This is a genomic window from Pedobacter sp. KACC 23697 (assembly GCF_045348445.1).
Lineage (GTDB): Bacteria > Bacteroidota > Bacteroidia > Sphingobacteriales > Sphingobacteriaceae > Pedobacter.
Genome location: NZ_CP157485.1, coordinates 4,011,904 through 4,033,781 on the forward strand (window position 1 = coordinate 4,011,904; position 21,878 = coordinate 4,033,781).

General features: G+C 37.8%; 20 protein-coding genes. 2 read left to right on the forward strand and 18 right to left on the reverse strand.

Annotated elements, in window-relative coordinates; all coding sequences use genetic code 11:
• The 12 genes from argH to ABEG20_RS16150 all read right to left on the reverse strand — a co-directional run bounded on the left by argH (window position 1) and on the right by ABEG20_RS16150 (window position 10,877).
• Window positions 1-1,332, reverse strand: a complete 1,332-nt coding sequence (gene argH / locus ABEG20_RS16095; protein ID WP_406824301.1) for an argininosuccinate lyase — start codon at window positions 1,330-1,332, stop codon at window positions 1-3.
• A 55-nt stretch (window positions 1,333-1,387) separates the two neighbouring features.
• The gene (locus ABEG20_RS16100; protein ID WP_406824302.1) at window positions 1,388-1,711 is read right to left on the reverse strand and encodes a DUF5615 family PIN-like protein; all 324 of its coding nucleotides are present in this window, start codon (window positions 1,709-1,711) and stop codon (window positions 1,388-1,390) included.
• Window positions 1,711-1,932 (reverse strand): DUF433 domain-containing protein, encoded by a 222-nt coding sequence (locus tag ABEG20_RS16105; protein ID WP_090765191.1) that lies wholly within the window; start codon window positions 1,930-1,932, stop codon window positions 1,711-1,713. Before ABEG20_RS16105 ends, ABEG20_RS16100 begins: the two co-directional genes overlap by 1 nt.
• 128 nt (window positions 1,933-2,060) lie before the next feature.
• A complete protein-coding gene (locus tag ABEG20_RS16110; protein WP_406824303.1) occupies window positions 2,061-3,128 on the reverse strand; it encodes a M20 family metallo-hydrolase in 1,068 nt (355 codons plus the stop codon).
• A 113-nt stretch (window positions 3,129-3,241) separates the two neighbouring features.
• Entirely contained in the window at window positions 3,242-4,054 is an 813-nt protein-coding gene (gene proC / locus ABEG20_RS16115; protein ID WP_406824304.1) for a pyrroline-5-carboxylate reductase, read from the reverse strand.
• A gap of 217 nt (window positions 4,055-4,271) precedes the next feature.
• Window positions 4,272-5,102 (reverse strand): acetylglutamate kinase, encoded by an 831-nt coding sequence (gene argB, locus ABEG20_RS16120; RefSeq protein WP_406824305.1) that lies wholly within the window; start codon window positions 5,100-5,102, stop codon window positions 4,272-4,274.
• 54 nt (window positions 5,103-5,156) lie between these two features.
• Window positions 5,157-6,128 (reverse strand): acetylornithine carbamoyltransferase, encoded by a 972-nt coding sequence (locus ABEG20_RS16125; RefSeq protein ID WP_406824306.1) that lies wholly within the window; start codon window positions 6,126-6,128, stop codon window positions 5,157-5,159.
• Window positions 6,129-6,306: 178 nt separating this feature from the next.
• Window positions 6,307-7,437: an aspartate aminotransferase family protein gene (locus ABEG20_RS16130; RefSeq protein WP_406824307.1), complete on the reverse strand. Its 1,131-nt coding sequence runs from the start codon at window positions 7,435-7,437 to the stop codon at window positions 6,307-6,309.
• Window positions 7,438-7,489: 52 nt separating this feature from the next.
• Entirely contained in the window at window positions 7,490-7,858 is a 369-nt protein-coding gene (locus ABEG20_RS16135; protein ID WP_406824308.1) for a four helix bundle protein, read from the reverse strand.
• Window positions 7,859-7,921: 63 nt separating this feature from the next.
• The gene (gene argC, locus ABEG20_RS16140; protein ID WP_406824309.1) at window positions 7,922-8,902 is read right to left on the reverse strand and encodes an N-acetyl-gamma-glutamyl-phosphate reductase; all 981 of its coding nucleotides are present in this window, start codon (window positions 8,900-8,902) and stop codon (window positions 7,922-7,924) included.
• 87 nt (window positions 8,903-8,989) lie between these two features.
• Window positions 8,990-10,177: an argininosuccinate synthase gene (gene argG / locus ABEG20_RS16145; protein ID WP_406824310.1), complete on the reverse strand. Its 1,188-nt coding sequence runs from the start codon at window positions 10,175-10,177 to the stop codon at window positions 8,990-8,992.
• Between the two features lies 1 nt (window position 10,178).
• Window positions 10,179-10,877 carry an N-acetyltransferase gene (locus tag ABEG20_RS16150; protein WP_039480975.1) on the reverse strand — a complete coding sequence of 233 codons (699 nt, stop codon included), beginning with the start codon at window positions 10,875-10,877 and terminating at the stop codon, window positions 10,179-10,181.
• Window positions 10,878-11,447: 570 nt separating this feature from the next.
• Here ABEG20_RS16150 and ABEG20_RS16155 point away from each other — a divergent pair.
• Window positions 11,448-12,149, forward strand: a complete 702-nt coding sequence (locus tag ABEG20_RS16155; protein WP_406824311.1) for a DUF4397 domain-containing protein — start codon at window positions 11,448-11,450, stop codon at window positions 12,147-12,149.
• Window positions 12,150-12,319: 170 nt separating this feature from the next.
• On the opposite strand, the gene ABEG20_RS16160 is transcribed toward ABEG20_RS16155, so the two are convergent.
• The 4 genes from ABEG20_RS16160 to ABEG20_RS16175 are packed head-to-tail and all read right to left on the reverse strand — an operon-like array spanning window position 12,320 to window position 18,740.
• A complete protein-coding gene (locus tag ABEG20_RS16160) occupies window positions 12,320-13,297 on the reverse strand; it encodes a DUF5007 domain-containing protein (protein WP_406824312.1) in 978 nt (325 codons plus the stop codon).
• 19 nt (window positions 13,298-13,316) lie between these two features.
• A complete protein-coding gene (locus ABEG20_RS16165) occupies window positions 13,317-14,003 on the reverse strand; it encodes a hypothetical protein (RefSeq protein WP_406824313.1) in 687 nt (228 codons plus the stop codon).
• Between the two features lie 26 nt (window positions 14,004-14,029).
• Window positions 14,030-15,547, reverse strand: a complete 1,518-nt coding sequence (locus ABEG20_RS16170) for a RagB/SusD family nutrient uptake outer membrane protein (RefSeq protein WP_406824314.1) — start codon at window positions 15,545-15,547, stop codon at window positions 14,030-14,032.
• A 13-nt stretch (window positions 15,548-15,560) separates the two neighbouring features.
• Window positions 15,561-18,740, reverse strand: a complete 3,180-nt coding sequence (locus ABEG20_RS16175) for a SusC/RagA family TonB-linked outer membrane protein (RefSeq protein WP_406824315.1) — start codon at window positions 18,738-18,740, stop codon at window positions 15,561-15,563.
• 462 nt (window positions 18,741-19,202) lie between these two features.
• On the opposite strand from ABEG20_RS16175, the gene ABEG20_RS16180 reads away from it, so the two are divergent.
• Window positions 19,203-19,388: a hypothetical protein gene (locus ABEG20_RS16180; RefSeq protein WP_406824316.1), complete on the forward strand. Its 186-nt coding sequence runs from the start codon at window positions 19,203-19,205 to the stop codon at window positions 19,386-19,388.
• Window positions 19,389-19,714: 326 nt separating this feature from the next.
• Here the strand turns inward: ABEG20_RS16180 and ABEG20_RS16185 are convergent, their stop codons facing one another.
• Together ABEG20_RS16185 and ABEG20_RS16190 are read right to left on the reverse strand one after the other, a co-directional pair.
• Window positions 19,715-20,185 carry a hypothetical protein gene (locus tag ABEG20_RS16185; RefSeq protein WP_406824317.1) on the reverse strand — a complete coding sequence of 157 codons (471 nt, stop codon included), beginning with the start codon at window positions 20,183-20,185 and terminating at the stop codon, window positions 19,715-19,717.
• The gene (locus ABEG20_RS16190; RefSeq protein WP_406824318.1) at window positions 20,172-21,404 is read right to left on the reverse strand and encodes a DUF4221 family protein; all 1,233 of its coding nucleotides are present in this window, start codon (window positions 21,402-21,404) and stop codon (window positions 20,172-20,174) included. The genes ABEG20_RS16185 and ABEG20_RS16190 overlap by 14 nt, the downstream gene beginning before the upstream one ends.
• Between the last annotated feature and the right edge of the window lie 474 nt (window positions 21,405-21,878).

A 21,878-nucleotide genomic window follows, 5' to 3' on the forward strand; every position in this document is an offset into this window, starting at 1 on the left:
TTATGCTATTAAATCTTCTATCGCTTTATTCACTTTTTCGAAACCAAACTGTGCTAAAACAGCATTCATTGAAGCATATATCTGCTCGTTACAAAGGTTGCCTATGCTGCCTTCGTGTGTATGGTGTATTTGGCTCGATGGTGCAAAAGTACCACTTTCAATCTGTTCGCCAACTATTTTGTAGGCCTCTCTAAACGGCACACCTTGTAAAGCTAAATCGTTTACAACTTCGACACTAAACAGATAATCGTATTTTTTATCCTTTAAAATATCGTCCTTTATGGTGATGTTCTGAAACATAAAGGTGGCAATTTCCAAACACTCATTTAGTGAAGTAATGGCCGGAAAAAGATTTTCTTTTAACAATTGTAAATCGCGGTGATAGCCCGAAGGCAGATTCGTAATCATCATGGCAATTTCATTTGGCAAGGCCTGAATTTTATTACAACGCGAACGGATCAGCTCGAACACATCCGGATTCTTTTTATGTGGCATAATGCTCGAACCTGTGGTCAGCTCGGGCGGAAAACTGATAAAGCCAAAATTCTGATTAATGAACAGGCAAACATCCATGGCCATTTTAGCTAAGGTAGCTGCAACGGCACTCATGGCTTGCGCTAAAATTCTTTCAGTTTTTCCGCGGCCCATTTGTGCATAAACCACATTGTAGTTTAAACTTTCAAAGCCCAATAATTCGGTTGTTAAAGTTCTGTTTAACGGGAATGATGAGCCATAGCCTGCTGCAGAGCCTAATGGATTTTTATTGGTAATTTTCCAGGCGGCCAGCATCAGCTCCATATCATCGGCAAGGCTTTCGGCATAAGCACCAAACCACAAACCAAACGATGAAGGCATGGCAATCTGTAAATGCGTATAACCCGGCAATAATTTGTCTTTATGGGTATTGCTCAGCTCGATTAGTTGGTTGAACAAGGTGGAAGTTTGGTTAACCATGTCTTCAATACAGGCACGGAAAAAAAGTTTGAGATCGACCAAAACCTGATCGTTACGCGAACGGCCACTGTGGATTTTTTTTCCGGCTTCGCCAATACGCTGGGTAAGCAGCCACTCCACCTGAGAGTGTACATCTTCCACGGTATCTTCGATGGTAAAGTTACCAGCTTCAATCTCAGCATAAATATTTTTAAGTTCCTGCTGAATGGTTTTTAACTCCTCTGCGGTAAGCAAATTAATGGTTTCCAACATTTCAGTGTGCGCCAGAGAACCCAACACATCAAACTTTGCCATTTGCAGATCGAGTTCACGGTCTTTACCAACAGTAAAGGTTTCCACAAATTTATTTACATCTATATTTTTTTGCCAAATTTTCATTTTAATTTATTTAACCGCGAGGAGTGCTTGGTTTTTCGCAAAGCACACTAAGTTTTTATTGAATTTCTAAACAAGAAAATTCTGCTTGTTTTATAAATTCTATTATTAATTCTTTTTTTGTTAGAAGTATCTGTGATATTGATAGCGTTGTGTTGTTGCCCGTTCTGAGCCAAATTATTTTCGGCGGGTGCCCGTACAAATTAGAAAACCCATAAAAATCGGCATCAAAAGTAACAATCGTAAAACCATTTTGGCCAGCAAATGTCCAGATCTCCTTATCCGATTTATTCTCCAGATTTAATTTCCTAATCTGCTCACTCTGCGGGAAAGCAAGCTTAATAATTCGGAAAGAAATATTCTGATCAAATAGTAATTTCACTAGGCAACCCGTATTTTGTGTTCCCGATCGGCAGCGTAGGCCAAACAAGCTAAAACTTGTGCTTCGGTCAATTCATCAAAATCTTCCAAAATCTGTTCCAAGGTCATTCCGTTCGCAAACCAGTTTAAAACATCGTAAACAGCAATTCTAGTCCCGATTATACATGGCCGACCGAACCGTTTATCGGCATTAATCTCGATAAAATTAGCGTAGGTGTTCATATCCCAAATATAAACATTATTTAAAGCATTTTCGTTTAACGCATAGAGCGCTGAGTTATACTGTTTTTACCTCAGTGTTCTTTGAGCTTTCACAGAATCAAAACCATCAACCTTAAAACCCTCTACCTTCAACCTTGCACAACTGGTTTCAACATGTTCACATATCCTTCCACTCCTTCTGCTATTTCTCTAACAAACAAAAACTCATCGGCCATGTGCGAGCGGCCTGAAAAACCAGGGCCACATTTTACCGATGGAATATCCAGAAGGGCCTGATCGGATGTAGTTGGCGAACCATAAGTGGTTCTGCCTAATGCTACCCCAGCCTGAACAAGCGGATGGTTTTTATCAATAGATGAAGGTTTTAAACGGATGGACCGTGGAGTGACATCACAATCTACATTTGCGCGGATAATTTCTAACACCTCTTCATTGGTATATGCATCGGTTACGCGTACATCAACTGTAAAAGTACAATTGGCCGGCACCACATTATGCTGCGAACCCGCATTAATGATCGTTACCGTCATTTTCAGCGGACCAAAAACTTCTGATACTTTTGGGAACTGGAAATTGCGGAACCATTCTATGTCTTTCAACGCTTTGTAAATAGCATTCTCCCCTTCTTCACGGGCAGCATGTCCGGCCTTTCCGTGCGATACGCAATCCAACACCAGCAAACCGCGCTCAGCGATAGCTAAATTCATTTCTGTTGGTTCGCCTACAATACCAAATTCAAGCTCACCTAAATCAGGCAGTACCAGTTCCAGGCCATTATTGCCTGAGATTTCTTCCTCGGCTGTGGCGGCCAAACAGATGTTATATTTTAAATTTTCCTGCCCGTAGTAGTACAAAAATGTCCCGATTAACGAAACCAGGCACCCACCGGCATCGTTACTCCCCAGGCCAAAAAGCTTATCTCCTTCTATTGCGGCATCGTATGGATCGCGGGTATAACCCGAGTTCGGTTTAACCGTATCGTGATGTGAGTTTAACAATAAAGTTGGCTTATTGGCATCAAAATGCTTGTTGTAGGCCCAAACATTATTCATTTTTCTCTGAGTTTTAACCCCTCTCTCCTCTAAAAACTGGGCTATTAAATTAGCAGTCCGGTCTTCTTCCCTACTGAAAGACTGGATGCGAATCAATTGCCGCAATAATTCCAGGCTTTCCTTTTGTATATTTTCTAAAAACATAGTATCAAGTAATTAGTAGCAGGTATTAAGACAGAGTTTCCCTTATGCCTGCCACATTTTTTGTTTCAGTTTGATGTATGCGATTAAGACCTCATGCCCTAAACCCTACACCTCTAACCTTCTTTGGTATACAAATTCCCAGCTTTTAAAGCCGAAAGTTTAATGCCTTTTATCAATGATGAACTAAAACCATTGTGTTCCATTTCATTTAAGCCGGCAATGGTACAACCTTTCGGCGAAGTTACCTTATCTATTTCTGATTCCGGGTGTGTTCCATGTAATAAAAGCAAATCAGCGGCGCCTTTAGCCGTTTGAACAGCCATTTTCAAAGCCTCATCAGCATGGAAACCAATTTCTACACCACCTTGCGATGCTGCCCTGATGGCCCTTAAGAAAAACGCAATCCCACAGGCACATAATGCCGTTGCAGAAGTCATTAAATCTTCATTGATTTTTACCACAGAACCAACCGTTTCGAACATTTTCGTCACATCTGCAATATGCTCTGCTGAAGCATTATCGCTGGCCATACAGGTCATGGATTGCCCGATAGCAATCGCCGTATTAGGCATTACACGAATCACTTCAACGTTTTCACCTAATTTTTCCCTAACCGCAGCGCAGCTTACACCTGAAATTACCGAAATCACCAAATGCTTAGCCTGGATAATTGAAGTTTGAATTTCATCTAAAACCGCATTTAACTGCTGGGGCAGAACGGCCAAAATTACAACATCTGCATCAACCACAGCTTGTTTGTTATTATGGCTAACCTTAAAACCAGCTTCAGCAAAAGACTTTAAATGGTCGGTATTTCTACGGGTAAGGGTAATGTCGGCAGCTTGGGCAAAGTTGGCTTTAACCAATCCTTTCGCTAAAGATAAACCGATATTTCCGCTACCAATAATGGCTATTTTTTTATTCATCGTTGATTATAGTTTGTTTCAGATTGTTAATATAGCTGTTTCATTTTGCGAAAAGCAGTTTCAGTAAAGCTATTTAAATGGATTTCCTGCTATCCGCTTTACTCCGTTGCACTGCATGTTCGCTATTATCAGGTTTATTATGCAAAACAGTATATTATCGGCCACTTTTCCTTGTAATGCGCCAAGCCTTCCACCATCTACCTTTTGCCCTTCCCCCTTATTTCAGCATTTTGGTACCAAAAGTACCTGTAGCCAGTTCAGCCAGCTCATCAGCTTTTCCAATGTACACTGCTGAAACACCTTTTTTGATCGCTTCAAAAGCATTGTGCAATTTTGGGATCATTCCACCTGCTACCGTTCCATCTGCTTTTAAGCCCTCAAATTCATCCGCTTTAATTTCTCTCACCACAGAGCCATCATCATTCACATCCCTTAGTACACCTTTTTTCTCGAAACAATATACTAACCTCGTTTCATATAGAGCAGACATTGCCACCGCAACAGATGAAGCAATGGTGTCGGCATTGGTGTTTAACAATTGGGTTTCCCCATCGTGTGTAATGGCACACAATACCGGTACTAGGCCAGCTTTTAACAGGCTATCTAAAGTTGTCGAAGAAACCGAGTTTTCGTCCAAATCGCCCACAAAACCATAATCAATTACTGCACCGGCCATAGGTCCGGCTTCTGGCCCATAAGTTTTAGTACTCACCGGCCGTTTTTTTGCTTTGATCACATTACCGTCGGCTCCACTTAAGCCAATGGCGTTGCTACCTTTGGCCTGTAATTGGGCAACCATATTTTTATTGATCAAACCTGCGTAAACCATGGTTACAATGCGAAGGGTCTCCAGGTCAGTAACTCTTCTGCCCTCAACCATTTTGGCTTCAATACCCAGCGATTCGCCCAGTTCGGTTGCGATTTTTCCACCGCCATGCACTAAGATTTTATCTCCTGGCAGCGCCGTAAAATCCAGTAAAAACCGATGCAGGTTTTCTGAATGATCAATTACGTTTCCGCCTATTTTTATGATCGTAAGTTGTTTCATTTTATTGAGCTTGAAGCTTAAAGCAAAATGCTGAAAGCTTTGGTCTTTCTGCTTTTACAATTCCTCCAGCATCGCTTTAATTACGGCTTGTGCAGCCCATAAGCGGTTTCCGGCTTCGTGGATTACCAATGAGTTTGGACCATCCAAAATTTCTGATGACAATTCCAGGTCACGACGCACAGGCAAACAGTGCATTACCTTGGCATTATTTGTAAATTTCAACTTTTCGTTGTTCATCATCCAGCCATCAGGGTAAGTTAATACTTTACCATATTCCTTGTAGCTGCTCCAGTTTTTTACATATACATAATCAGCATCAGCCAGTGCTTCTTCTATATTATATTGGATATCGGCACCTGGTGTAAAATCTTCTGAAAGTTCGTAACCCTCGGGCTGAGCAATAGTAAAATCAATCATACCTTCTGCCTGAGCTTTACACATCCACTCGGCAAAAGAATTAGGAACGGCCTGTGGCAATGCCTTAACATGAGGTGCCCAGGCTAAAACTACTTTGGGTTTGCGGCCACCGGCTTTCTTAGTCCAGGTTTCGTGAATGGTAATAATATCAGCAAAGCTTTGTAAAGGGTGGCGTGTTGCACTCTCCAGGCTCACTACCGGCACCGCACAGTATTTCACAAACTTGTTAAAAAAATCTTCACTGTAATCTTCGTCCCGATTATTTAATTTCGGGAAAGAACGCAGTCCCAAAATATCACAATACTGTCCCATCACTGCTGCCGCTTCACGAATATGTTCAACCGTCGAGCCATTCATCACTACACCATCCTGTGTTTCTAATGCCCACCCTTCTTTATCCAGGTTCATCACCATTACATTCATCCCCAAATTCAAGGCTGCTTTTTGCGTACTTAAACGGGTGCGTAAGCTTGGGTTCATAAAAACCAATCCCAGGGTTTTGTTCTTACCTAACTGCTGATGTGCATAAGGGTTGGCTTTTAGTGCCAATGCATCAGTTACAAATTGCTTGATGTTTGGAACATCGTGTACAGAAGTGAACAAGTTCATCTTTTTTATAAAGTTAAAGGTTGAGGGCTGAAAGGTTGAGGGCCTGCTACCGCTCAATCTCTCAACGCTCAAAATTTATAATTGCGATTATAATACCGCTTGATTTAATATTTTTTATTTACCTACTCTCTGCCATTGCATCCAGATCTTTCAGCCTTCCCACCTTCCTGCCATTTACCTATTTCACCAACTTCCCAAACGCCTCTAAAAATTCGTCAGCATGTGCTTTGGTTAAGTTTAGTGCTGGCAATAAACGAATTACATTGGGTTTTGCCTCACCTGTAAAGATGAAGTGCTTAAACAGTAACTCTTTTTTAACATGTGCCAGTTCCTCAGGTAACTCGATGCCAATCATTAAACCACGGCCACGAACTTCTTTTACCTGCTCAAATTTCTTTAATTCAGTAATTAAATAATTTCCAACTTCTCCGGCATTTTTGATCAGGTTATCTTTTTCCATCACTTCTAAAACAGCTAATGCTGCAGCGCAAGCTAAATGGTTACCGCCAAAAGTTGTCCCCAACTCGCCATGCCAAGCTTTAAATTTAGGTGCAATAGCAATCCCGGCTACCGGAAATCCGTTTCCCATACCTTTAGCCATCGTATATACATCGGCTTCTACACCTGCCCAATCATGCGAGTAAAATAAACCTGTTCTGCCATAACCACATTGTACCGAATCGGCAATATAAACAGCATTGTGTTCATCGCAAAGCGAACGGATTTTTTGCAGAAAACTTTTTGATGCTTCTTTAATTCCGCCAACACCTTGTATGCCTTCAATAATTACTGCACAAATGTCGTTGCCCTGTGCTTTAAAAGTTTCTTCTAAAGCCACCTCATTATTATGTGGCAAAAAGATAATATTTTCGGTCTGATTAACAGGCGCTACAATTTTAGGGTTGTCGGTTACAGCCACCGCCAAAGAAGTACGGCCGTGAAAAGCACCGGTAAAAGCAATTACCTTTTTTCTGCCGTTGTAAAAAGAAGCGAGTTTAAGTGCATTTTCGTTTGCTTCTGCTCCTGAGTTACATAAAAACAACTGGAAATCTGTTTTGCCCGATACTTTGCCAAGTTTCTCTGCCAATTGTACCTGCAAAGGAATTTTAACAGAATTCGAATAAAAGCCAACTTTGTTTAACTGATCAGTTAAGCGACTTACATAGTGCGGGTTGGTATGTCCGATTGAAATTACAGCGTGTCCGCCATATAAATCTAAATATTGTTGTCCGTTAGCATCCCAAACATTACTGCCGGCTGCTTTGGTAATTTCTATATCGTTAATTGGATAAACGTCGAATAGTTGCATATTTTAATAAGGTTTGAAGGTTGAGGGCGGGAAGGCAGAAGATTGATGTTCTCTAACCTTTTGCACCGTTTCTCAAAAATTTAATAAATGCGATTAACATCGCCTTAATTTCATTAACACTTTTATTTACGGCTTCGTAAACTTCCAAACTGACGTAAGCTAAGTCGCGAAGGAGAATAAAAGCATATTCTATTTCTTTGGTAGATCCAAGTGCATTATCAAGATAATGGACAAAATCCTTATCTGTGTTTTTACCACTTCCTTCTACAATATTTAGAGGTATTGAATAGGCGGCCCGCCGAATTTGTTGGGTTAAAGCAAATTTTTCTTCAACAGGCATGATAGGCAGGATTTCCTTATAAACCTGCAAAGTAAATAAGTGAGCCTTTTTCCAAACATCTAATTTTTGATAATCTCTCATAACTCATAAATATTTTGTATGTCTGCACCCAGGCCTTCCAGCTTCCACCCTCCAGCCTTCCGCCTAGAAATTAGCAGCTTTAAGCTTCAAGCCGGCACCTTCCTCCAGTCCAAACATCAAGTTCATATTCTGAACGGCTTGTCCGCTGGCGCCTTTTAACAGGTTATCGATAATACTGATGACAAATAATTTACCACCGTGTTTTTCGATGTGTACCAGTGCCTTATTGGTATTTACCACCTGTTTTAAATCGATATTTTTCCGGCTTACGTGTGTAAAAGGATGCGCACTGTAATAATCTTCGTAAAGGGTTTGGGCTTCTTCTAAAGTAAGATCGCTTTCCAGATACATAGCGGCCAAAATACCTCTGGTAAATGCGCCACGTTGCGGAATGAAATTTAAAGCATTAGCAAGTGAGGGTTGCAGCTGCAGTAAGCTTTCACTAATCTCATTTAAATGCTGGTGCTCAAAAGCCTTATAAATAGAAAGGTTATTGTTTCTCCAGCTAAAATGAGAAGTTGTAGCTAAGCTCTGGCCTGCACCGGTAGATCCGGTTGTGGCATTGATGTGAACCTCATTTTGGATCAACCCTTTAGCAGCTAATGGCAATAAACCCAACTGGATACAGGTTGCAAAACAACCTGGATTAGCAATATTTTTAGCTGATTTAATTTTATCGTGGTTTAATTCAGGAAGCCCGTAAACAAATTCACGGTTTTCGAAAGTAGATTTCTCCTGCAACCTGAAGTCTTGCGATAAATCTATTACTTTGATGTTTTCCTTAATTGGATTTGCGGCTAAAAACTTCTTTGCATCACCATGACCAACGCAAAGAAAAAGCACATCAATATCCTGCGGAATATCACTTACGAAACGTAAATCGGTATCGCCTATCAAATCTGTATGTACATCAGAAATCAGGTTTCCGGCATTACTGGTACTGTTTACGAAAGCAATTTCAACATTCGGGTGGTTAACCAAAATACGCAGCATTTCGCCTCCGGTATACCCCGCGCCACCAATTATCCCTGCTTTAATTTTCATATTTAAAAAAATTTAAGTTTGGGGCTTAAGGCTAAGTTTGGCGCGTTTAACCTTACGCCCTCAACCTTATACCTTAAACCTTTGAGGCTATGCCTCGTTATTCACTTTATGCCAGATCATTACCTGGTTACCAAAGATTTTAGAAAAACCTTTTACATCTTCACCGCTCCAGGCATTGTTCATTTCTCCGTAGCTACCAAATTTATTGCTCATTAAATCGTGGTTAGATTCAATACCGATAATCTGGAAGCGATATGGCAATAACTCCACAAATACCTTACCGCTCACACATTTCTGCGTATCGGCTAAGAATGCTTCAATATTCCGCATAATCGGATCATGGAACTGACCTTCATGCAACCAGTTTCCATAGAAAGAAGACAATTGTTCTTTCCAGCTGAGCTGCCATTTGGTTAAAGTGTGTTTTTCTAAAGTATGGTGGGCTTTGATAATCAATACCGGACCCGCAGCCTCGAAACCAACGCGGCCTTTAATACCAATAATGGTATCGCCCACATGGATATCGCGACCAATGCCAAAAGGTTGCGCAATGGCCTGTAATTTCTGGATGGCTTTCACCGGGGATAATTTTTCGCCATCAAGCGCTACCAATTCACCCTTTTCGAAAGTAAGTTCAATTTTACGTGATCCGGTTTCTGAAACCTGGGTTGGCCAGGCACTTTCTGGTAAGGTTTCGTGTGAGGTTAACGTTTCTTTACCGCCTACCGAAGTGCCCCATAAACCTTTATTGATGGAATATCTTGCTTTTTCGGCACTATATTCAACACCATGCCCTGCTAAATATTCAATTTCCGCTTCGCGTGATAATTTTAAATCACGGATGGGTGTAATGATTTCAACACCTGGAATCAGGATATTAAAAATCATATCGAAACGAACCTGATCGTTACCTGCACCTGTACTGCCATGTGCTACATAATCAGCACCGATTTTCTTTACATAATTAGCAATCGCAGTAGCCTGACTTACACGTTCTGCGCTAACAGAAAGCGGGTAAGTTGCATTTTTTAATACATTGCCGAAAATCAGGTATTTAATACAATCATTATAGTACCCGTCTGTTTCATCTACCACGGCGTGCGATTTTACCCCTAAAGCGTAGGCCCTTTTCTCAATTTCCTGTAATTCCTCATCAGAGAAACCACCCGTATTTACAATCACCGAGTGCACTTCCAACCCACGGTCTTTTGCCAGGTAAATACAACAAAATGAGGTATCTAATCCTCCGCTAAATGCTAAAACAACTTTTTTCATGCTATTTAAATAAAAGGGTAAATAAAAATAAAAGCGCCTTTAAGCCGGTTTTTGGCTTTGGTTTAACAACCAAACGCTGTTTAATACGCATAAAGCGCTCATATAATTTGGGTTTTTTCTGCAGTTCTTCGGCAAATTGCTTAGCTACCTCGTGTTTTTTCTCTGCCGGATCGTAAAGCATGGCGGTACACATGCAGTTCTTACGTTCCTTCATTTTTAAAATTTCGAAATTGACACAACTCTGGCAGCCTTTCCAAAATTCTTCATCCTGGGTAAGTTCGCTATAGGTTACAGGTTCGTAGCCCAGGTCTGAATTGATCTTCATTACAGCCAAACCCGTTGTTAAACCAAATATTTTTGCTTTGGGGTACAGCCTTCTCGATAAGCCGAAAATTTCATTTTTAATGGCTTTTGCCAATCCGGCTTTACGGTATTTAGGACTTACGACCAAACCACTGTTGGCCACAAATTGCCCGTGACTCCAGGTTTCGATATAGCAAAACCCTGCCCATGAACCATCTTTGTGAAAAGCAATAACCGATTTGCCTTCTTGCATCTTATTAGAGATGTATTCTGGCGAACGTTTTGCGATACCCGTACCACGTGCTTTCGCAGATTCGGCCATCTCGGTTACAATTTCTTCTGCAAATACACGATGTTCAGGAAGTGCAACCTGCACTATAAATTCGTTAATATCCATTCGTTTTCTAACGAAAAATTATAAGTATTCTTGTTAATTGGGTTTTTAGAGAGGATCAATTCCTCGTTACGTTTAGGGTGGGTACTAAATACGTGGAGTGAAATTTTGCCGGCTTGTGGGAAAATAAAATACGGGTTGAAAATGATTAATAAACAAACCTTTCCCAGACACCATCTGTGTTGAGGAAACTGAAAGTTTATGTAAAATTGGTTTAATCATTTCTTGCGTATTAAAACGGCTTTAACTCTATTGAGGTGCAAAGGTTTAAATAAAAATCGAGTTACGCAATAATATTGTATTTTTTTTATGTTAAGCTTTTCATTTTATTGGATTATTCTGACTTAGACAAGTGCCTATTAAACTTAAAAATATCCGGGCATTTTACATTTCAGATTATTGGTCGATGGTCAATTTCAACTTTGTTAAAAAAACCACTAAACTTTAACATCTGCTTAACATCATTTAACATCTTCCAATACAGTTTAAATCCAATATTTACACGCCTGTAGCGAATACGGCTCAACTATCGTTTTATGGGTACCCCTTAAATATTAAATCAAATTTAACTGTATGAACAATTTTAAACCATTTCATTTCAAACCGATCACATTATTTATGCTAATGGCCTTTACAGCACTAACTTCATGTAAAAAAGCCGAAACTGTCGATCCGAGCATATCGTATTTAAGGGTAATCAATGCATCACCTTCTTTGGCAACTTACAATGCTTACTTTAATGGTAATATGGTTAATTCGGCAGCTTTACCATTTGGTGGCGCCGTTAATTATCTTTCATACGCCGCCGGAACTTACAGCTTAAAATTTACAACAGCCAGCAGTGCAGAAAGCTTGTTAACAAAAAACATTACTTTGAACGCAAGTACCTATTACTCCTCCTATTTAATTAATAAACCTGGTGCGTTAGATGTTTATACCATTGGTGATGACCTCTCTGTCCCATCAGCTGATAAAGCTTATATCCGTTTTATCAACTTATCGCCTGATGCCCCTGCTATGGACCTGGCAAAAACCAGTGCAACCACCTCATTGGTTACCAATAAAGCCTACAAAACTGCAAGCGGCTTCGTTGCAGTAGATGCCGGAACGTATACAATGGATGCGAAAGAAACTTTATCAGGCTCCGTTAAAGCTACTTCGGCGAGTACCAGCTTTGTTGCAGGTTATCATTATGATATTATTTGTGGCGGTTTGGTAACACCTGCCAATGATACGGAACGACCACTGAGTTTGCAGGTTGTGATGATCAAATAAGAAGGAACTGCGTTTACCAGTTCATAAAAAAAGGCAATTTTCGATATGAAAATTGCCTTTTTGGTTGTATTAAAAATTATAACTGTATCATGATTAAGAAGGTATATGATAGATCCTTCAACAGGCTTGGGATGACACTTCTAAATTTATTCCACAGCTCCTATTTTTCTTTATTTTCTAGTTACATCAGTAAATTTTACCTGGATGACGTAAGTACCTTCCAATTTGAGTCTCCAAGACCACCTTGGGTTTACTGAGAAACCTGGTGATGATGGAAAGCCATCTATTGATTTTATATAGGTACTCGGTATTCTGTAATACATTAAGAAACCCCAATCGGTAGTCGGTGTAACATATTTTGTTAAAGGAAATGGTGCTACCTCAAAATCGCAGATCATAGCGGTATCAGTCTGAATAACCGGGTTGAATTTCGCATAGTTTTCAAAAATTGGCCTATCTCCCCTTGCTATAATTTCCTTTGCTTTAGGATTAAAAACATTTCCATTTTTATCCACCATTTTCAGTATAGCTCTTGCACCTGTAGATGAAATTTTTGTACAGGTAATGATTGGGTTTTTCATTGGCGTTACCGCACCGGTAACATCATTAAAGCCGTTTGCTACATTATCAGTAATCTCAAACAGGTCATCTATAGTGGGATCTACCACATTAATTGTTGCTAATTTAGGAAATAACTTGGTACCAGTACCATTAGTCATTTCTACATCATATACATATCTTCCCAAGGGTAAGAAACCAGATGCTTTGTTAAAGGTAAGCTGTCCGCTCAATTCATTAAACTCCATTGGTTTCTTTTTAACCACTTCCCTTTTCTTATTCAAAAGCTCGAGGGTTACATCTGTTTCAGGATCAAAATTGGCACCGGTCTTAAAAACAGTAATTTCATATTCCTTCGAAAACTCTGCAGGCGCAGGAGAACCATCTTCTTTTCTCAAATTGAGCAATTTATAGGTAAAAGGCGGTGTAGAGCCATCTGCATTGATTCGATCTGATTGAAAAAGAGTTAAGCCTCTTTTTGCATAAATATTATTGTCTTTATATCGAATGGAATCACTTAGAAAACCATTCTGTATTTTTTTACAGGCCACTACACTTAACAAGAGTAATAAACCTAAAATGTATTTCATTTTCATAATTGTGATTAAATTAATTGCCCAAAGACTGTGCATTAAAAAATAACCTGTGGTATCCACTTAATACATGAACTATACCATTGGTTGTGACGATTCCTGATGTTTGACAATCCACAGCCTTATCTTTTTGTGAATCGGGAATAGTACTTTGATCCGTCTCCTGATCATCGCGGGTTCCGATTACTTTGGTATACGTTACATAATCCACATAATTAAGGTACTGTGTATATTCATAAGAACGTCTTAATTTGATCAGGTATTGAACATTTGGAATAGCCCCCAATAAACTGTTATAAAGCTTACCGCTAACGGTCATCTGGTCTCTGTTGATTTTACCCGCAAACAAATAAGTCTTTAATGAATCATTCAGCTCCTGCGACGGAATATCTTTGATCCCAAAATCGAAATTTTCCTTCCCAAGCTGGAGAGATTTCTGATATTTCTTGGCCTTTACATACTCTGCTATGCCATAATTTGTAGTTGCAAAAAAGGTTACATTGCCATTTACAGCATCTTTTAAACCTGCTCTGTCTATCACTTTCACCAAGGAATCGAAGTTGCGGTTAGATTTTAAGTAATCGTAAGTACTTAAATTTACATTGGGATCACTTGGGCCGCCATCCCTTTTATAATCATTTTTTTTACAGGCCGTTAGTGCCAGTAATATTAATGAAAGATATACTAATATATTATTTTTCATATTTTTTAATCTATAATAAAAACAACTTACACTTTTCCTAACCAATATGGTGTTTGTTTCAATAACGGATTGTTTCTAAACAATGCAGGGTCTACAGGCCAATAAAAACCTTCTCGTCTGAATCTGCTTTCTGTAAGCCAATCTACGATAAGACCGTATCTTCTGGTTCTGAGCAAATCATAAAACAAATGTCCTTCCAGGTACATTTCTTTTCCGCGCTCATAGGCGTATTCATCCATTACCTGATCTACGGAGCTTCCAGCTGGAATTAATACCGGATTGGGGTCATTTCTTTTCCTGAAATCATTGATAATACCGATAGCTGTTGCTGCATCTTTTTTGTAAAGTGCAATCTCTGCTTTAAGCAGTTTCATATCACTCAATCTGAAAATGATAATGTTATTGCTTAGATAAGGGTCTAATTTTTGCCCAGGGTTTCTGTACGTTACATTACTGTATTTTATACTCATTGGTTTATCCGGGTTAGCAAGGTCAAAGCCCTTTTTATAACGGATATCAGTGGTGGTTTCGAAATGATTATTAAGGTACAAAGGCGTGGTATAAAAACGTGGATTGTTTCCATAACCTTTAATATAATTCTCATTTAAAAAATAAGAACCGATAGAACTATTAGAACCTTCCAATGTATTCTCGCTAATGTTGATTTCAAAAATTCCTTCAGAAGACCGACCAATAAAGGTGTTTTTATAATTGGCAGTATCAACTAAGGCATAACCTCCTTTGCTAATCAATGTATTTATGGTGGTATCAGCACTGTTTACATCAGTCAAATTAGGCGCATCAACTGAAATGTCTGACATCGTTGCTCTCCAAAGATACAAATGGGCTAAAAGGGCATATGCCGAACCTTTATTTGCCGTAACCTTTGCATCCCCAGTATTGGTGTAATTCCAGCTTAATAAATTAATGGCTTTGCGGCAATCATTTTCAATCAGTTTCATCACCTCCGATTTTGAACTTCTTGGCAATTGAGGCGCATTGATCGGATCATCATAAGCTTCTGTAACCAATGGTACATCGCCCCATACCCTTACCATCATAAAGTAACTTAATGCACGAAGAAAATAGGCCTGACCAATTACTGAATTCCGGAACTGTGTAGGATCGTCCTCAGCAGACAATTGTGTATCGCTCATAGCATTAACTTTCTTCAAAATCAGATTAGACATGGCAATGCTTTTATAATATAAAGTATAATTTGCCAGCGTATTCAGATTGTATTGAAAGGTAAAATCTCCACCCTGAATCCCTTCTAAACCATCTCCTGCATATTGTATCGTAAAATAGTTCTTGGCAACAGCGTCACCATACATAAAATAACGATTGTTTTTATTGGTAATCGCGCTACGCATCAAGGCATAATTACCGGCGATTGCACTTCTTACATCCCTGGATGATTGCCAGAAGGTTTGCTCATAAGGTGCATCTTTAGGTTCCTCATACAATAATTTTTTACAGGAACTTACGGTAACCGCTGTAGCCACTGCGATAAGTACACCGATTTTTGTGATTATATTTTTCATTTATTTAACGACATTAAAATTGAACTTGTACACCTAAAGTATATTTTCTTGGAATAGGATATCCTGTTCCATTATACTCCCCATATCCGCTAACAGCTTCTGCGTCTGGTAATTTTTTTGATTGCTGGAACATATATACGTTATCAGCAATAGCGTATAATTTCAGCTGACTTAAGCCTAATTTTCTTACGATTTTAGGGCTGAAATCATAACCGATATTAATACTTCTTATCCTTGCATAACCACCTTTTTCAAGGAAAAAAGATTGTGCAGCTGTATAGTAATATCGATAGGATCCCAAATCGAGTTTTGCATATTCGGCTTGATCTCCAGGGTTTCTCCAGATGTTCAGGCGACTGAGATCCGGTGAAGAAACACTGGCAAAATTATATACTGCATTAGCATCAGTTGCGTTCGTAAAACGATCTGAATCAAATAGGTTGAGTACGTCACGTTTAAGTGTAAAGTTTACAAAAATACTTAAGCTAAAGTTTTTGTAAGAAAAGTTGTTCGTCCAACCACCGGTAAAACGTGGATTGGGATCGCCGATTGGTGCTTTATCCGGGTTGATACCATCATTAAAAACATCAATAAAATAATCTCCATCCAAATCTGCCAGATAGAAATCACCTGCACTATACGTTCCGTTACTATTTCTATACCTTTCTCCGGTATAAGGATTCTGAGGAATATCTGCTGAAGTAGAAAATACGCCTTTTGTACGGTATAAATAAAAAGCATTTAGTGGACTACCTACAGAAAGCACGTGGTTTTTATCAAAACGATCTCCACTCAAAATAATATCACGTCCACCATTCGGCAAACTCATGATCTGATTTTTATTATAAGAAATATTAAAAGAGCTATTCCACTTAAACTCCTTACGGATTGGATTTGCAGTTAAAGTCAACTCCAAACCTGCATTACGAACCGCAAATGCATTGGTAAAGGCATTGTCATAGCCTGATGTAACCGGTAAATCAACATTGAAAAGTTTTTGTTTTACTTCTTTATTATACACATCAAATGAAATGGCATATCTACCGTTATCAATTTCCATATCGGTACCAATATTCCATTGTGTAGATTTCTCCCAGCTTAAATCCTTTTGAGCCACACCATTTCTAAAGTTAGGTGTAATTGCAGTTACACCATTATATGAGGTTGCTCCTCCATTCCCACTAAAATAGCCATTGTTAACCTGGTAGGTATTGTATTGTACATAAGCATTTCTTTTATCTTCATTTCCTGTCACACCATAACTTCCTCTTATTTTAATGAGTGTAAAAGGATTATTGGATAAGTTTTTCATAAAGTTTTCTTCTGAAAGAAGCCACCCTGCTGAAATGGAAGGAAATACCCCATATTTATTGTTTTCTCCAAAACCAGATGAGCCATCCGTTCTGATCGTTCCTGATAAAAGATACTTGCCATCATAATCATAATTAAAACGACCGTAATAAGCTATTAGCCCATGGGCGATGTAATTAGAATAGGCAAAAATATTCTGCTGTTTAAAACCAGTAACCGTTTGAATGTTATCTGATGCTCCTCCAGAACCCGATGCCTGCGTAGACTGAAACAAACTATACTCGATATCCTGACCCGCTACTGCACTGAAAGAGTGTTTTTTAACTGAACCATTATAAGCTAAATAGTTCGATGTTCTTAAACCTATAGCACTTGAAGAAAAACTGGAAGAACTGTTACCAAAACCATTGTTTAACAAATTGCTCATACTTACATCCCTACGGGTATTGTCATTGGTATAAGAAGATTGGGAATTTAAGGTAAAGTGTTTATTAAATTCATAGGCCAGGTTGAGGTTCGCTCCAAATTGGTTAGATACATTTCTGTTTAAATTTTCACCGTCCTTACTCACAAAATAATCCAGTTTTTCGGGAGATATATTGAATAACGAAGAAGGTAAATTACCGGAACCAATTTTAGTAGGCTTAGACGGGTCATTTGGATCTTCATTACCTCTACCCCTGCTAGAACTTGAATAATAAAATATGGGGTTGATCATTAATTTTTTATTCATTGCTCTTGAAGTAAGGTTCAAACGTGTTGTATACCGTTTAAAGCCCGTTCCCTTTACAATACCATCTTCATCATAATAGCCGCCACTGAAGCGATAAGTTGTTCCATTATCAGTACCACCGCTTATACTCAGGTTATTATCATTGATTTTACCCGTCTGATAAAATAAATCCTGCCAGTCAGTATGGCCGTTAAAGGCTGGATTTAAACTGTCTGTAAGGATGTAAGGCAATTGTACACGCTGGTCGTAACTCAGTTGTCTTTGAAGCACCTCCATTTTTTGTCTACGCTCCGTAGTACCCATGGTGGCCTGCCTTAAGTTAGGGCGTTGCACCATACCATAATAAGAGTTAAAACTTACTCGAGTATCACCGCCAACACCTTTCTTTGTTGTAATTAAAATTACGCCATTGGCAGCCCTTGAACCGTAAATAGCAGCTGCTGATGCATCTTTTAACACATCAATAGTTTCGATATCACTCGGATTAAGGCCGGCCATGTAATTGGTTCCTGTACCTGTTCCCGGTGGCACAAGATCATCAGATGATTGAGGAACTCCATCTACCACATAAAGTGGCGATCTAATTACATTAAACTGATCATAACCTGTGCTACCTGTAGAGTTACCCCTAACAGATACAGTTGGTGCCACACCTGGCTGGCCAGTAAAGTTTTGAACGTTTACACCTGATAAACGACCTTGCAACAACTGATCAAAACTTGCAGCAGGTAAGTTGGCCAGTTCTTTACCAGAAATACTGGAAATAGCTGCAGTCGTTTTCTTCCTGGTAATTTTCTGGTAACCGATAGTAACCACCTCGTTCAGTGTATTATTATCCTCCTCTAAAGAAAAGTTTACTGTACCACTTGCGGTAACCGTCTTCTCTACCGAGCGATAGCCTACAATCCTAGCACTGATAATCGCACCCTCTTTTTGAACAGTTAGGGAGAATTTTCCCTCAGCATTGGTGGCCGTACCATTTTTGGTACCCTTTTCAATAATCGAAACGCCGGGTATCGGTTTGTTGGTTTGATCTACAACTGTTCCCCTAACGGTTTTCTGCGCGAAGGCCAGCCAGGGAATGAGTAGATAAAATAATGTTGCCATTAAAAATTTCACATAGCAATGTTTTGTAGAATTTTTTTCCATTGATGGTTAGTTAGTTAGTTGTGTTTGACTATAATCTAAAGTATCAACATTTTTACCTGTGGATTAACTGCTTTTTAGCTAACTAAAACCATATTTTAACTTAAAATTTTAACACTATTTAACATTTAATTCTTCAAAACAATATTTCCACCATTTAAAATGTGCCTTTTCAGCACCTCAAGAGCACTTTTCATTAAAATAAGTCTTATTTAAAGCCTTTTTCGGAATACATAAGACTAATTAATTAGCAATCATATTTTGACAGGTGAATACCAGAAAGAACCTCCTTATTGTGGCTGCTAAAACGATAAACTAATGTTTTAGTGCATCAGCCTTATCCAGACGAGAAACACGATAAATACCTATCCTTTTTTCTAATTTAGAATAATTCAAAATAATTTGGATTATACCGATTTCTAACGTTATTTAACATCTGTTTAGAATCAATCCATAAATACTGTAATGCTTAAAATCAAACTTTTTAGTTTCACTTTCCTATTCACTTTTACCAGCCTGCTCTCTTTTGCCCAACAATTTTCCACCATTAATGGTACTGTTACAACTTCCGATGGAAAACCAGCTGCTTATGTATCGGTAGGTTTAAAAAGGAAAGGTCTTGGAAATGTTACCAATGATTACAGCAGATAGAAAAATCAGTTAACATTAATGCAGTGGCAAACGAAATAGTCGATTTTGAGATCAGCCAGAATTCAAACAGCTTAATAAGGTAGGTTTTTACCAAAAAATGTGAACGAATATAAGGCTAAAAGAATTATCACCCACCTAAATCGATTATGCTTAGAATAAAAAACACTTTTTACAAATTATAATAAATACTGAAAACAGGCCTAAAGTATGTTAATAGTCAGAAGTTCATTGTTGAATTAACCTGCATATAACAATCAAATGAAGCAATAATATGCTCAATAAAGCATCCATAAAGTTTAAATGCATTGTTAATTAAAGCATTATTATTATTTTAAAATAAAACCATATTTTTTTGATATTGTATCAACATTATCGAGATATAGCCAATCCTTATAGAAAAGTTCAGACTTCTTAAATTCAAAGAAGGCATTTCTCTGAAAATTTACGCCGTATTTTTCCAACTCAAAACCTTCATCAACAATAAATTGGATATTCGTATTTTTCATTGAATCCAAAACTTCAGCATTATTACTGGGAATGATAACGATCTTTTTATAATCGCTAAATTTATTGTTTTTTTTATCGCCTAATTGCTTTAGAAATTTGATGGTTTTTTCAGTGCATGAGCCACAGTTGCCTGATATCACAACAATAAAATAATTATCCAGTTTTGATAAATCAGTGTGATGCTTTTCATTAAAATACATGTTAAGATGTTCTTCATCTTCGGTTAATTTACGCTTATTACATGCTATGACAATTAATAAGAAGATAAAAACAATATTATATTTTTTCATTGGAATTTACTTTGTCAATTTTGATAATGTCGAATCTCAAATGTAGCGGATCCATGAATTTATTTTTTCTATGGTTCGGAGAAATAAATAAACCCTCTTTAGTAATAAACCACGTATTTGGGGAATATCTATACTTAGGTAAATCCATTTCTTTTATCACCTCAAATTTTTCATTAAAAATCATCAAAACCAAAGGTTTATCCAAAATAGAATTAAAATATTTACCATCTTTTTGATTTATATTTCGCAAACTAAATCGATAATAAATATGCCTAAACTTATCATACATCACATTAAAGAATTGGGTATTCTCGATATGATGAGTCACCCATTTTTTGGGATCTTCTCCCTTAGTGTAAGATATAGAATCAGCTAATTTTTTGCCTTTCGAAGGAGTTGCGCCATAGCAGGTAATTGTTGAATGTTTAGGATCATATTGATAAATGTTTGATTCACCCAAGTAACTATATGTTAGGAACCCTTGTTTTTGATGTTCGCTTGTAACAATCGACGTTAGGAAACCTGCGCTACCTTTGATCTTATACAAATAATCAGAATATGAAATAGGCAAAAAATGCAAGTTGCCATTAACTAAATTTAAAGAAGCAAATGTTGGCACTTTCTTGGTCCAGTCAAAATTGTAGTATACTTGATTCAATATAAGCTGATCATTATAAAAAAACATTTTAAACTCATGACTATAAGAAATTAACTTCCCTGATATATTATTTTTGACTGAGATACTATCTAACGCGATTTCTTTCTTTTTTCGAAGATTTGTATCTATTATAATCAACCGCTCATTTCCATAATTCAGGACAATTGAATCAAAGTTTATGATACTAATATCTGCTAAACTTCTGCTTTTGTCCAGATCCTTTTTGTCTAAATTTTTAAATGACAGACTTTTGCCAATTAAGCTTAATTGCTTATGCAAAGTTCGGGTTGTTAAATTAAAAATATCAATATTCGATGTCGTAGGATTATAACCTAAAAGATAATCTATGTTACCCTCGCTATATTGCGTATAGGTAAAATAAGTATTGGCATCCTTCTGTCTTATAGGTATCTGGATAGAATCCATCTTAATTTCGTATTCTAAGGCATCTTTGGCAAATTTTGATTTTATGATGTACTTATCTTCATCTGTGCTTTTGCATGAGCTAATACAATAACTGCTTAAACACAATAAGCAGAAGACAAATAAATTCTTAAACATATGATTACTTAATCTGAAGGGATTTGATCATTCACTAAAATGCCATGGCCTAGTCAATCAATTAGATCTCCTGTAAAACAATATTTCTGAAATTGCATAGCGAAAATCTCTTTCTTGGGGCATTCTCAGTTATAACTTAATGAAAGTTCCTGAATACATAGAAGTAGATCCGGGAAAATTATATAAGCTATATACTGGCTCTTAAAACTGGTTAATTTAGTAAAATTGAAAGAAAATAAGAAAAGTTAATTAGCGACACAAGTAATCCATCAGGACAAGCTTTCCAATATTTTCAGTGCTGTTACTAATTATAATATTAAATGATGATACATTTAAAGTACAGCGATACCAATATTCTTTATTTTTTTATTTTCATCGCTTTTTTAAATGGAAAAAATTAAATACCAATTAATGAGAAAATTAAATGACATTAAGTTTTCTCATTAAACTATGATTAAATTGAGTTTCTTTCTC